Below are 12,483 nucleotides of genomic sequence, written 5' to 3'. Positions count from 1 at the left end.
TCGGTGCCGGCGTGGCCGGCACGGCGGTTGCAGGGCGCGGGCCTGTGCGGCTGCTGGCGACGGAGCGGTTCACCGGCAGCCGCACCATCACGGTGCGCCTGATGGCGCCGGACGGCACCACCGTGCTGCGCGAGAAATCGCTGGCGATAACCGCAAGCTGAGGGAGGACAGGCATGATCCTCACCCATTTTCTGGCACTGATCGGGTCGCCAAGCCTGGCCATCAGCCCCGCTCCGGGGGTGCTGGCCCTGTCCAGCAGCGGGCCGCTGATTAGTGGCGACCGGCTTGAACTGGCGCTGGTGCCGGCGCTGCCGGTGCGCGCCGCGCCGTCTGCACTCACCATTCGCGAACGCTGAACAGCCGACAAGGGAGACAGGACAATGGCGAAATTCGCCAGCAATGAAGTGCAGGACGCCGCTTTGGCCGTTGTGGCCGGCGCCAACCGGATGGTGCTGCTGGATGGCCAGCCGGCCAGCTTTGCCGCCGCGGTGGCAGCGGCGCTGGCCACGACGGCCATGGCGCCGGCCAATTTCACCGTGGCGGCCGGCAGCGGCGGTGGGCGGCGGCTCACGGTGGCCGAACGGTCCGGGCTGGTTGCCCAGGCCGCCGGCACGGCCAATCACGTCGCCCTGATCGATGAAGGCGGCCAGCGGCTGCTTTATGTCACCACGTGTCCGGCGCAGCCGCTGTTGGCGGGCAGCCCGCTGCAGGTGGCGAGTTGGCAGGTGGAAATCGGTGCGCCCCTATGAACGCAAATCGGGTGCGCGCCACTCCTTCGGGCAAGTGAGGCCAGTATGAGCATTTTCCTGAAAGACCCGGGCGGCGTGATCGAGCACGCCGCCGATTGGGATGCCGGCTATTTGGCCGGGCGCCTGATCAGCCAATCAATGTGGGCCGTGCTGCCGCCGGGTTTGATTCTGTCGGCTCCGCGCCAGTCTGGCGGGCGCACCGCCATCACCGTGACGGGCGGGATCGCCGGCACGGTCTATCGGCTGAGCAATCGGGTCACCCTGTCGGATGGCAGCAGCGATGAACGCACCCTGGTGGTGCGGGTGGAGGAACGGTGATGGCGGTGGTGACCATGGAGGCCGGCGCGCTGGTGGTGGGCCTTGCCGAATGCAAGGCCGCGCTGCGGCTGGAGCGTGATGACGAGGACGGCGTGCTCGCCGGGTATATTCGCACGGCCATGGCGCTGTGCGAGGCGTTCATCGGCCAGTGGCTGATCGAGCGTGAGGGCGAGCAGCGGCTGGCGTGCGATCTGGCCTGGCAGCAGCTGCAGGCAAGCCCAGTGCAGGCCATCACCGGCGTGTTTCTGGCCGGCGAAGCGCTGGCGGCGGGCTGGGAAAGCGACATCGGCGCCGACGGCAGCGGCTGGGTGCGGCTGATCGGCCTGCCCCCCGGCGCAACGCCGGCCACGCTGGTGATGCGGTTTCGCGCTGGGCTGGGCACTGATTGGAACAGCGTTCCGGAGCCGCTGCGCGCCGGGGTGGTGCGGCTGGTGAGCCATTTGTTCAGCCACCGCGATGCGGCCGATGGTGGGCCGCCGCCGGCTGCTGTCGCCGCGCTGTGGCGGCCGTGGCGGCGGATGCAGTTGGGGTGAACGCGATGATGCATGAACGGGGACAGGAACGCTCTGGCGCGCTGGACGAGCGCGTGACGATCGAAATTTGGCAGGCTGCGCGCGACGCCGCTGCCGACGATGTGGGCAACTGGGCCCCGGTGGAGACGGTGTTTGCCGCCATCAGCCGCGATGGTGCGCCTGGCCGCCAGCAACAAGGCGAAGCGGCGCGGTCTGGCCGGCGCTGGCAGGTGTTGCTGCGCGACCGCGACGATCTGGATCTGACCGTGCGGCTGCGCTGGCGGGATCAGATATTGGCGGTGCGCGCCGTGGAGCGTGATGCGCGGCGGCGTGACTATGCCACCTTGTGGTGCGACGGGCGGCCGGCATGAGCGCGGCGCTTATCGCCCAATTGCAGGCGCGCGCGGCGGCGCTGGCCAAGGCCGCGGCGCAGGCATTGAAGGGCCAGGTCGCGCAGCGTCGGCACAATGTGGGCAGCATCGATGATCGCGGCGATGCGCTGCGCTTGTCCGGGCCGGGGCTGATCCGCCGCCGGCGCGGCACGCGGCAGCACCTGCCTGATCCGCTGTTGCTGTGGCCGGGAGACAAATGATGGCGGCAAGTCTTGCCATGCAGAAGGCAGTGGCGGCGGCGATGGCCGATCTGCCGGGATTGACCGGTGTGTTCGATGGGCCGCCCGCCGACGCGGCGGCGCCCTATGCGGTGATCGGGCCTGATCTTGTGCTGGATGCCGGCACCAAGACCGAGGTGGCGCATGAGCACCGGGTGCTGGTGACGATCTGGGATGATCGGCCCGGCGTAGCCCGGCTGAAATCGTTGATCGGCGCAGCTGAAACGCGGCTGCGCGCGCTGAGCGGCGAGTGGAACGGGCATCGTATCGTCAATGCCCGCCTGGTGCGGGCCACCGTTGGCGACGCTGATGATGGTTGGCGGCCGGGCGTGATCGAGATGCGGCTGCGCAGCGAGCAGCTTTGAACGAAAGGGAACCAAGATATGGCGATGGAAAAAGGCTCGGCCTTCTTGTTGAAGGTGGGCAATGGCGCGGCAGTGCCGGTGTTTGCCACCGTGGCCGGGCTGCGCACGACGCAGTTGACGGTGAACACCGAAACCGTGGTGGTGACCAACCAGGGCTCGGGCGGCTGGCGCGAATTGTTGTCGGAGGCCGGGGTCCGTTCGGTGTCGTTGTCGGGTTCGGGCGTGTTTACCGGGTCGGGCGCCGAACAGCGGGTGAAGGCGACCGCGCTGTCGGGCCAGATCGATGATTACCGGGTGCAATTCGAAAGCGGTGAAACGATCACCGGTCGGTTCCAGATTGCCCGGCTGGATTATGCCGGCGATTTCAACGGCGAGCGCACCTACAGTCTGCAGCTGGAAAGCAGCGGCCCTGTGGTGGCGTCGTGATCGCCAACCCGCCGCTCTCCAACGCCATGCGCGGCGAGGCGGCACTGGTGCTGGACGGCCAGACGCTGCGGCTGCGCCCGACCTTCACGGCGCTGGTCGCGGCCGAAGCCGAATTGGGCCCGCTGTTTGCGCTGTGCGAACGCGCGGCGGCCGGCCAGCTCACCCTGGCGGAGATGGCAGCGCTGCTGTGGCATTGCCTGGCCGAGCGCACCCCGCGTGAGGCCTTTGCCGAGGCGTTGGTAACGGGCGGCCTGGCCAATGCGACGCCGGCGCTGCGCGTGCTGTTGGGCCAGATATTGGCCGGAACCTGATGGCTGCAATGATGTTTGCTGATGCCGCACGCAGCGCCGCCCATGTGGCCGCTGCGGTGCTGGGGTGGCGGCCGCACGAATTCTGGGCGGCCACCCCGGCTGAACTGGTCACTGCGCTGGGGCTGGATGTGCCGCCGGCAGAGGCCCCGGTTAATGCCGGCCTGCTTGCTGGCCTGATGGAGCAATTTCCCGATGGATGTTGAACAGATCGACGATCTGGTGGTGCGCGTGCGCGCCGATACCGGCGGCTTTATGGCCGGCGTGAACGATATCCAGCGCACGCTGGATGGCCCGTTTGCAGCCGGCCTCGACCGGGCGGGTTCCGGCCTGTCGCGAGCGCTGGGCCGAGCCTTGTCCGACGGCAAGCTGGGCTTTGACGATCTCAAGCGCCTGGCGTTGTCGTCGTTGGCCGATATTGCCCAAGGCGCGCTGCGACTTGATCTGGGCGGGCTGCTTGGTGGCGGCGGGAAGGGCCTGCTTGGCGGGTTAGTGGGCAGCTTGCTAAGCTTGCCCGGCCGCGCCACGGGTGGCCCGGTGACGGCGGGGCGCGCCTATATGGTGGGTGAGCGCGGACCTGAAGTGTTCGTGCCCACCGCCGCCGGCCGGGTGGAGGCCAATCCGGGCCGGGGCAGCGGCCGCATGGTCAACGTCACCGTGAATGTCGCTGGCCCGCGCGACGCCAGCCCGGCCGCCATGCAGCAAACCGGCAATCAGGTGGCGCGGGCGGTTGCCCGGGCGCTGGATCGGGCGCGGCCATGATGCGCTGGTGGCTGGCGGGCCAGGCCGATCAAGGCGCCAAACGCTGGGTGAAGCGTTTTGATCCGCGCTGGTGGCTGGTGGATTTCCCGCGCCCGATGATGGCCAGCGTCGTGACGGACGGGCCTGACGCGGTGGTGGTGAAACTGGAATTTCAGCGCCGCGCCGATCTGGCGGGGCTGATCTGGGAATCGGCTGATCGCTGGAACCATCCGCTGTGTGCGCTGGCAACCCGGCGCGATTATCACGGACTGATCTGGCAGTTCCGCTGGCAATCGTCGGGTGCGGTCCTGCCGCTCAACGCGGTGAATGGCCCGGTGCTCACCATCGAGGGCCGCGATGCCGAAGGCAGCCCGCGCACCTGGTATGTGCGGCTGTGGAACTATGCCAGCGGTTCGCCCACGGATGCCCGGATCAACATCGATTTCGATGCGCTGAATGGCGGCTTCCTGCTGCCTGGGGAAGCCGATCCGGTGTGGGCCGGCGATATCGACCGGTTGTTCATCAGCCTGGTGCCGCCCGGTTATGACGGCATTGATGCGCCATTGGCCGCCGTGGTCAGCGGCGAGGTGCGGCTGACCAATCTGGTGGTGGACGGGGCAGGGAGCGTGCTGAAGGCCGGGCAGCCGCTGCTGCCGCCGCATCCCGTTCGCCTGTGCACTGCGTATGATGACCTTTATAACCAGACGCCGGAACGCATGTTGGAACAGGCGCTGCTGCTGGGCTGGCGCGGGGCCATCACCCATTATTTGGGAATGAGCCATTTCATGGCATTCCTGCCCGATGGGCAGGGCGGTTACGTGGTCGATCCGGTGCGGCCCTTTTGTGGCCCAGCGGCCGCGTGGCATCAGGATTTTCTCGCCCGCGCTGGCAGCCTGGGTTTTGCGCCCATATTGTCCCTGTCAATGGAATTGCTCGCCATGCATTGCCCGCCCACTTGGGCGCAGCGTGATGCGACAGGCGCTCAAGGGCTCACCGGCTGGTCGCCGCCGTCGGCATTATTGTCCCCTTGCCAACCGGCGGCGCAGGCGTGGTTGCAGGCGGTGACATCCGCCGCGATGGGTATGGCCGCAGCGGCAGGGATCGCGCCGGCGTTTCAGGTGGGCGAACCGTGGTGGTGGGTCGGGCCAAACAGCCGGCCCTGCCTTTATGATGCCGCCACCACCGCTCGCTGGCAGGCTGAACGCGGCAGCCCGCCGCCAGTAATGAGTGACATCCGTGGCGCCAAGTCGGCTGCCGAGCGCGCCTATCTCGATTGGTGCGGGGAGCGGTTGGCCGAGACGACGGCTGGCATGTCGGCCGCTGCCCGCGCCGCGGCGCCAGCGGTGGTCACGCACCTGCTGTTCTACACCCCGCAAGTGCTGCTGGCCGACCGCCCCGATCTGGCCCGCGCAAACATGCCTTCGGGCTGGGCGTATCCGGCGTTCGATGTGCTGCAACTGGAGGATTACACCTTCGTGACCAGCGCCAACCAGGCCGGCCAGGCCCGGGGCCGCGCGCTGGTGGAAGCGCAATTGGGCTACCCGCGTGGCCGCCAGCATTATCTGGCCGGGTTCGTTCTGAGCCAGGCCGATGCCGAGGTGCAATGGCCGCTGGTTGCCGATGCCGCCGCCGCTGCCAGCGCGTTGGGCATCGCGGAAGTCTTCGTGTGGGCTTGGCCGCAAGTGGCGCGCGATGGCTTTACCCCCTTTCTGATTGATGATGCCGGTGCGGAGGATGCGATGGCAAGTTTTCACGATGTGCGCTTTCCGCTGGAACTTGGTTTTGGCGCCGCCGGCGGCCCGGCCTTTTCCACCTTGGTGGTGGTGACAGCGTCGGGAGCAGAGCAGCGAAACGCCGAATGGGCCGATGCGCGGCTTGAATATGATGCCGGATTGGGCATTCGGTCCGAAGCCGATCTGAAGCGCCTCGTTGGTTTTTTCCGCGCCAGGCGCGGGCAGGCACACGGCTTTCGCTTCCTCGATCCGCTCGACAACGGCTCCGCTGCCGATGGCGGTGAACCGGCCGCCCTCGATCAGCCGCTCGGCATCGGCGATGGCGGCACCACCCGTTTTGCGCTGGTGAAGACCTATGGCGATGCGGCGCTGCCCGATGAACCGCCGCAGACCCGCCGCATCTCTCGCCCCTGGCCTGAAAGTGTGGCGGTGGCGGTTGCCGGTGTGGCCCAGACCAGCGGCTGGACGCTGGCGCCGGGGGGGTATGTCGATTTCGAAGCGGCCCCGGCGATTGCAGCCGTGGTGACGGCGGGTTTCCGCTTCGACGTCCCGGTGCGCTTTGCCACCGATCGCATCGAAGTGTCGATTGCCGGCTGGCGTGCCGGCGAACTGCCATCGGTGCCACTGATCGAGATCAGGGAGGATTGAGGCCATGACCGCATTGCCGACCTTGCCGCCCGCCGTGCTGGCGGAGGAATTGACCCACCTGGCCCTGTGCTGGCGGCTGGTGCGGCGCGACGGCGCGGCGCTGGGCTTCACCAGCCATGATCGACCGTTGCTGGTGAATGGCCTGCGGCATGAAAGCCGGCCCGGCATGTCACCTTCGGCCGTCGTTCTGGGCGACGGTGTGACGGTCGATGACATGGAGGTGGCAGGCGCACTTTCAGCCGGTGCATTGACCGCCACCGATCTTTTGGCCGGGCGTTGGGATGGTGCGCGGCTTGATCTGTTCCTCGTCGATTGGCGCAATCCCGGTACTGGCCGGCAGTGGCTGGCGGAAGGCACGCTGGGCGATGTCGCGGTTGGCACCGGCGCCGACGCTGGCTTCATGGCGGAACTGATCGGGCCTGGCGCAGCGCTGGCGGCCAGCGTGGTTGAAATCTGCTCGCCGGAATGCCGGGCCGAGCTTGGCGATGCGCGTTGCCGGGTCGATCTGCGCCGGCGCGAACGCCTGACCAGCGTAACGGCCGCCCTGCCTGATCGCGTGCAACTGGCCGGCATCATCGCGGCCGATCATGTGCAAGGCGAACTGGCGGTGCTCAGCGGACCCCAAGCCGGGCTGATCCGCCGCATTCTGGCCGAGGATACCGGCTGGTTGCTGCTGGATGAGCCGTTGGCGCTTGCCGTGGGCACCCGTGTCCACGTGGGTGAGGGCTGCGACAAGCGCTTTGCCACCTGCCGCGACCGCTTTGGCAACGCCCGCAATTTCCGCGGCGAACCGCATGTGCCGGGCGCCGACCTGTTGACCCGCTATGCTGTCTGAGCGCGCCCTCTCGCGCCGCCGGCAGGCCGCGATCACCGCCGCCCGCGCCGGGCTGGGCACGCGCTTTCGCGCGCAGGGGCGGCTGGTAGGGAACGGGCTGGATTGCGTGGGCGTCGTGCTGCTGGCGGCGGCCGGGGCCGGCCTCAGCCTGGGGCCGGTGCCGCCCTATGCGCTGGGCGGCGATCACGATCTGCTGATCGCCCAAACGCTGCGGGCTTTGGGCTTGCGCCGGGTTCGGCGGCCGCAACCCGCGGACATGGTGGAGTATGCGCTGGTTTCCGGTCATCGCCATCTCGCACTGATAACTGATCGCGGCATCCTGCATGCCCACGCCGGACTGGGCCGGGTGGTGGAAGGGCCGGCCCCCGCAGATTGGCCGGTGGTCGCCCGGTGGGCGCTGCCCGGTCTCAGATAGGAATTTGGCATGGCAACTCTGGTATTGGGCATCGTTGGCCGGGCGGTGCTGGGCCCGGTGGGCGGCATTGTTGGTACGCTGCTGGGAAATGCCGTCGATCGACGGCTGTTCGGCGGCGGCGGTGGCCGCAGCGGGTCGCGCCTTGCCAATCCTGAAATCCAGGCCGCGAGCTACGGCGAACCGATCCCGGTGGTGCGCGGCCGCATGCGGGTGAGCGGCAATATCGTGTGGGCTGCACAAATCCGCGAGACGACCATGCGCAGCGGCGGCAAGCGCGGCGCGGCCACCACCGGCTACAGTTATTCGGCCAGCTTTGCGGTGGTGCTCGCCGCGCGGCAAATCATCGGCATCGGCCGGGTGTGGGCCGATGGCAAGCTGCTGCGTGATGGCGGCGGCCAGTGGTTGCAACCGGTGACGATGCGCCTTCATACCGGCAGCGAGCGCCAGACGCCCGATCCGTTGATCGCAGCTGCCGAAGGTGAAGCACCGGCTTTTCGCGGACTCGTGTATGCGGTGTTCGAGGATCTGCCGTTGGCCGATTTCGGCAATCGCTTGCCCAACTTGGCCTTCGAGCTGATCGCTGATGAAGGCCCTGTGCCGCTGGGCGCGGCGCTGGCCGATCTGGCTGCCAGCGCCGACGTGTTTCTGCCGGTGAGTGGCGATTTTCCCGACGTTACAGGGCTTTATGTCGGCGCGGCAGCCCCCCTTGCGGATACGCTTGCACCGATACTCAAGGCCACGGGCGGCGCGCTCTCGGCCGGCCCGGCCCTGACCGGGACGGGCCGGCCGCCGTTGGCTATCGAACCGGGCGGCGCTGCCGATGCGCGCGCCGATGGCCGCCAGCAGGCCCGGGAACGCCAACGCCGCAGCGCCGCCGCCTCGACCCCCGACGCCATAGAACTTGGCTATTACGACGTTGATCGGGACTATCAGCCCGGTCTGCAACGGGCTCGCCTGCGCGCCGGGGTGCGTGTCGACCGGGATGGTTTGCCGTTGGCGCTGTCGGCCGCGGCCGCCAAACAATTGTGCCACGATCGCCTGCTGCGTTTGGCGGCAGGGCGGCAACAACGTGCCCTGAACTTGCCGTGGCGCTTTCTGGGCATCACGCCCGGCGATGTGCTGCGGCTGGACGGGCTGGACTGGCAGGTTCGCGAAACGCGATTCGAACGATTTGTATTCTCTCTGGAACTGGTGCGTGTTGCAGCCACTTCGGCGCGGGCCTTGGCCAGTGATTCTGGCCGTGCGCTCGACCACGGTGATCAGGCCGCCGGCCCTAGCAGCCTGATGGTGCTGGATCTGCCGCCGTTGCCGGGCGAACTGCCCGACAGCCCGCGACTGTGGCTCGCTGGAGCCGGCGCATCGCCGGGTTGGCGGCGGGCTGGCGTGGCGATCAGCTTTGACGAGGGCGCCAGTTACGAAGCCATCGGGCTGCTGCCGGCGCCGGTGCCGATGGGCCACGCCGTCTCGCCGTTGGCGTCTGCCAGCCCCGCCGGATGGGATCGTTCGAGCCGGGTGGAGATAGAGCTGCTCGCTGATACCATGTGGCTGGAGAGCCGCAGTGAGGCCACCGTGCTGGCGGGCGCCAACCTTGCCTTGTTGGGCGAGGAGATCATTCAGTTTGCTGTCGCCGAGGCGCTTGGCAATCGACGTTTTAGCCTGTCGGGCTTGTTGCGCGGCCGGCGCGGCACCGAGGCTGCCGTGGTCGGCCATGCCAGCGGCGAGCGGTTCGTGCTGCTCGACCAGGCGGCGATGCTGCCTCTGTCGCTGCCTTTGGAGCGGCTGGGTCAGGCCATCAGGCTGCGCGCCACCGGTTCCGGCGACGGTGCAGCCGCCGCATTGCCGGTGATTGTTGGCGGAGCCGCGATCAGGCCGTTGGCGCCGGTACATCTGGGCTGGCACCGTTCCGCCGGAACGCTGCGTTTTGCCTGGATTGCTCAGAGCCGGTCCGGCTTTGGCTGGCCAGACCAGACCGATGTGCCGATGGGCGAGGCGCGCTTGGCTTTTCGGGTCAAGCTGCGCGACGCCGTCGGGATGATAGCCGACACCGAAGTGACCGCGCCGGTTTGGTCAGTGCCCGATCGCGCTGGCCCGTTGTGGCTGGACGTGGCTCAGCTTGGCGCCGCGCTGGGCAGCACCGCAACCCTGCATATCCCCGGATCAGGAGACTGAAATGCCCGAAACACCGCGCTTGGCCCTTCCGTTGATCGCCGCTGGGCAGACCCAGAAGGATGTCACTCATAACCAGGCCGTGCTGGCGCTTGATCGCTTGGTGGCGCTGGCTGTAACGTCGCGCAGCGTACCGGCGCCGCCAACGACGCCGGCCTTGGGTGCGTGCTACATCGTGCCGGCAGCGGGAGTGGTGGCTTGGGGGCATCCGGCCGGCAGCCTGTTGCATTGGCAGGGCGCCGCCTGGTTGGCGGAGACGGCTGGCGACGGCCAGATTGCATTGATCGCAGATGAATCCGTCATGATCGTCCACCGCGGCGGCTGGCGGGAAAATTGGCCGGTTTCCGGCTTTGCGATCGCCGGGCGCAGCGTGCTCGCGGCCAGCCCGGTCTCGGTGTCGCCGCCTACCGGGGGCGCAACCGTGGACAACGAAACGCGAACGGCACTGGCGGCGCTGCTCGCTGCCCTGCAGCAACAAGGCATCCTGCTGTGACCACATGCGACAATTTACAGGCTTTCACGATTAACCTGTTGCGAATGGGCAACAGACTTTGGCACTCCAGACTTGCATCCTCGCGATTGGCTGCGATACAGACAGATCTGAGGCCAGCAATAGTACTGGCGTTGCATGAAAGGGATGACGATGCGCAAATTTGCGATCGGCCTCGCTCTCGCTGCCACGGCGCTTTCAGGCGCTGCCGCTGCGAAGGACAAGGCTTGGTATATTGGTCTGGAGGCGGGTGTGAACCTGCTGCAGAAGCAGCGGCTCGATATTTCGACCGCCAATGGCGCCACGACCACTGAAAACGCCATTTCACACACCTATTTCCCCGGCTTCGATGTCGGCGGTAACATCGGTTATGATTTTGGCGGCTTCCGCGCTGAATTCGCACTGAATTACATCCGTGACAAAAATCGCGAATCGTCAGTGTTGAACCGTCCGCCGGCCATTCCGTTCACGCTTGCCAACGGCACCAACAACGTTGCTAGCCCGCTGGCGGGTCAGTATCCGAATGCTGGTGGTACGGCCAGCGCTCTGGCGTTCATGCTTAATGGCCTCGTCGATTTCGGCGGCAAGGGTAACGACATTGGTGGATATGTTGGCGCTGGTGCGGGTATCGCTCGCGTCAATCAGTTTGCCCGGTTGCGCAACCCGGGCCTGGTTTTTCACGATGACTCCGACACATCGTTCGCATGGAATCTGTTGGCTGGCGTCTACAAGCCGATCAGCGATCATGTTGACATTGGGCTGAAGTATCGTTGGATGAACGTCAACTCGGTTGACACGTTCACCGTCAATGGCCTGCCTGTGTCCAACAAGTTCCGCAGCCACAGCCTGCTGCTGACCTTGACGTACAACTTCTTCGAGCCGGAAGCTCCGCCTCCGCCTCCGCCAGCTCCGCCGGCTCCGCCGCCGGCCCCGCCGCTGCCACCGTGCCCGGTGGCCGCCGTGACCCCGGGTCCCTTCCTGGTGTTCTTCGATTGGGACAAGTCGCTGATCACGGCCGAAGCCGCTGCGATCCTGGACCGTGCTGCTGAGCAGTTCGCTGCCACTGGTCAGACCAGCATTGCGCTTGCCGGCCATGCCGACAAGTCCGGCAAGGACGATTACAACGTCAAGCTGTCTCAGCGCCGTGCTGACGCCGTGAAGGCTTACCTGTCCGGCAAGGGCGTTCCCGCAGATGCGATGGGAACCGAAGCCTTCGGTGAAGGCCGTCCGCTGGTCGAAACCGCCGATGGCGTGCGTGAACCGCAGAACCGTCGCGTGGAAATCACCTTCAGCGGCGCCCCGGCGCCGGCCCCAACGGGCCCCTGCCAGCCGCAATAATCGGCCAGCAGACTGAACAACATCGGGGGAGTGGCTTACGCCGCTCCCCCTTTTTGTATTCCGCTGTCCAATGAAATGTGCAGGTAAAGCCCGGCCTGCGCTGCCGCCGGTCCTGAAAGCAATCAGCCCCGTAACGGGCGATCAATCATCGGTCGGGTCAACAAGATCCGGGCGTGCATCCGGCAAGGGCGGCAACGGCGGAACGTTTAGTCCGGCCGCCGGGGGAACATGGCCCAGAGCGGCCCGCACATCCGGCAGCATGGCTTCAGCGATGCGCGTCATCGCGCCAACATTGCCAACACGCAGGCCAAGACCGGCCTGGCCTGCAGCCCAGCAAAAATTATACTGGGCATCCAGCGTCGAAAAACTATTGTAGCTGCGAGTGTTGTAGCGATCAAAGGCGGCCATACCGCCGCGTTTCAGCGTGCGGGTGAAATGGCTCATCATTATCGTCTGGGCCGCCGACAAATCACTGCCATGCTTCTTCAGCATCTGATTGTAGTTATCGACCGTGCGCAGAAATGGTGAGTATTGGCATTGCAGCGCGGCGACGTTTAGCGCGGCGCGCAAGGTCCACACAGCGTGAGCCTGAGCCTCGGCAGGCGTTGGCCGGATGAGAACGACGGGCTTGGGGACCATGATGCCAGGCGTGGTGAGCGGTTTGGGTGCAGCAGGAATGGCCAAGGTTGGGCCTGGAATAACAGCCGGCCGCTTTCGCACCGGATTATTGCCCTTCCGCGGGGCAGCGCAAGCTCCGCCTGCTGCCAACACGCTCGTCAATGCCAACCACAGAGCCAAACGCATCGTTTACCCATTCAATATACCGTGT

18 protein-coding genes are annotated in these 12,483 nt (G+C 66.8%); 17 read left to right on the top strand and 1 reads right to left on the bottom strand.

Going from position 1 to position 12,483, the window contains the following annotated elements:
- The first annotated feature begins 173 nt into the window (after window positions 1–173).
- The 17 genes from ACESL8_RS06930 (at window position 174) to ACESL8_RS06850 (ending at window position 11,654) form a co-directional block, all read left to right on the top strand.
- Window positions 174–356, top strand: coding sequence for a hypothetical protein (locus ACESL8_RS06930; protein ID WP_372917194.1), 183 nt, complete (start codon window positions 174–176; stop codon window positions 354–356).
- A 24-nt stretch (window positions 357–380) separates the two neighbouring features.
- Window positions 381–749, top strand: coding sequence for a hypothetical protein (locus tag ACESL8_RS06925; RefSeq protein ID WP_372917192.1), 369 nt, complete (start codon window positions 381–383; stop codon window positions 747–749).
- A gap of 45 nt (window positions 750–794) precedes the next feature.
- Window positions 795–1,067 (top strand): hypothetical protein, encoded by a 273-nt coding sequence (locus tag ACESL8_RS06920; protein WP_372917190.1) that lies wholly within the window; start codon window positions 795–797, stop codon window positions 1,065–1,067.
- Window positions 1,067–1,600, top strand: a complete 534-nt coding sequence (locus tag ACESL8_RS06915) for a head-tail connector protein (protein ID WP_372917188.1) — start codon at window positions 1,067–1,069, stop codon at window positions 1,598–1,600. The genes ACESL8_RS06920 and ACESL8_RS06915 overlap by 1 nt, the downstream gene beginning before the upstream one ends.
- Before the next feature lie 5 nt (window positions 1,601–1,605).
- Complete coding sequence (locus ACESL8_RS06910) at window positions 1,606–1,950, top strand: head-tail adaptor protein (protein ID WP_372917186.1); 345 nt, start codon at window positions 1,606–1,608, stop codon at window positions 1,948–1,950.
- The gene (locus ACESL8_RS06905) at window positions 1,947–2,171 is read left to right on the top strand and encodes a hypothetical protein (RefSeq protein ID WP_372917184.1); all 225 of its coding nucleotides are present in this window, start codon (window positions 1,947–1,949) and stop codon (window positions 2,169–2,171) included. The genes ACESL8_RS06910 and ACESL8_RS06905 overlap by 4 nt, the downstream gene beginning before the upstream one ends.
- Complete coding sequence (locus ACESL8_RS06900; RefSeq protein ID WP_372917182.1) at window positions 2,171–2,554, top strand: DUF3168 domain-containing protein; 384 nt, start codon at window positions 2,171–2,173, stop codon at window positions 2,552–2,554. Before ACESL8_RS06905 ends, ACESL8_RS06900 begins: the two co-directional genes overlap by 1 nt.
- 18 nt (window positions 2,555–2,572) lie before the next feature.
- Window positions 2,573–2,980: a phage major tail protein, TP901-1 family gene (locus tag ACESL8_RS06895; protein ID WP_372917180.1), complete on the top strand. Its 408-nt coding sequence runs from the start codon at window positions 2,573–2,575 to the stop codon at window positions 2,978–2,980.
- A 26-nt stretch (window positions 2,981–3,006) separates the two neighbouring features.
- A complete protein-coding gene (locus ACESL8_RS06890; protein WP_372917202.1) occupies window positions 3,007–3,291 on the top strand; it encodes a gene transfer agent family protein in 285 nt (94 codons plus the stop codon).
- Between the two features lie 8 nt (window positions 3,292–3,299).
- The gene (locus ACESL8_RS06885; RefSeq protein ID WP_372917178.1) at window positions 3,300–3,494 is read left to right on the top strand and encodes a phage tail assembly chaperone; all 195 of its coding nucleotides are present in this window, start codon (window positions 3,300–3,302) and stop codon (window positions 3,492–3,494) included.
- Window positions 3,484–4,050: a tail tape measure protein gene (locus ACESL8_RS06880; RefSeq protein WP_372917176.1), complete on the top strand. Its 567-nt coding sequence runs from the start codon at window positions 3,484–3,486 to the stop codon at window positions 4,048–4,050. The genes ACESL8_RS06885 and ACESL8_RS06880 overlap by 11 nt, the downstream gene beginning before the upstream one ends.
- A complete protein-coding gene (locus ACESL8_RS06875) occupies window positions 4,047–6,410 on the top strand; it encodes a TIGR02217 family protein (RefSeq protein ID WP_372917174.1) in 2,364 nt (787 codons plus the stop codon). The genes ACESL8_RS06880 and ACESL8_RS06875 overlap by 4 nt, the downstream gene beginning before the upstream one ends.
- Before the next feature lie 4 nt (window positions 6,411–6,414).
- Window positions 6,415–7,245 (top strand): DUF2163 domain-containing protein, encoded by an 831-nt coding sequence (locus ACESL8_RS06870; RefSeq protein WP_372917172.1) that lies wholly within the window; start codon window positions 6,415–6,417, stop codon window positions 7,243–7,245.
- Window positions 7,235–7,660, top strand: coding sequence for a peptidoglycan endopeptidase (locus tag ACESL8_RS06865; RefSeq protein WP_372917170.1), 426 nt, complete (start codon window positions 7,235–7,237; stop codon window positions 7,658–7,660). Before ACESL8_RS06870 ends, ACESL8_RS06865 begins: the two co-directional genes overlap by 11 nt.
- Before the next feature lie 9 nt (window positions 7,661–7,669).
- Complete coding sequence (locus tag ACESL8_RS06860) at window positions 7,670–9,829, top strand: phage tail protein (protein WP_372917168.1); 2,160 nt, start codon at window positions 7,670–7,672, stop codon at window positions 9,827–9,829.
- Between the two features lies 1 nt (window position 9,830).
- A complete protein-coding gene (locus tag ACESL8_RS06855; protein WP_372917166.1) occupies window positions 9,831–10,319 on the top strand; it encodes a DUF2793 domain-containing protein in 489 nt (162 codons plus the stop codon).
- 150 nt (window positions 10,320–10,469) lie between these two features.
- Window positions 10,470–11,654: an OmpA family protein gene (locus tag ACESL8_RS06850; protein ID WP_372917164.1), complete on the top strand. Its 1,185-nt coding sequence runs from the start codon at window positions 10,470–10,472 to the stop codon at window positions 11,652–11,654.
- A 141-nt stretch (window positions 11,655–11,795) separates the two neighbouring features.
- Here ACESL8_RS06850 and ACESL8_RS06845 read toward each other — a convergent pair whose 3' ends face one another.
- Window positions 11,796–12,338, bottom strand: a complete 543-nt coding sequence (locus ACESL8_RS06845; RefSeq protein ID WP_372917162.1) for a hypothetical protein — start codon at window positions 12,336–12,338, stop codon at window positions 11,796–11,798.
- Window positions 12,339–12,483: the final 145 nt, after the last annotated feature.

The organism is Sandarakinorhabdus sp. (assembly GCF_041689835.1).
Lineage (GTDB): Bacteria > Pseudomonadota > Alphaproteobacteria > Sphingomonadales > Sphingomonadaceae > Sandarakinorhabdus.
Note: the sequence above shows the minus strand (reverse complement) of the source record. Positions and strands in the feature narration are given on the sequence as shown.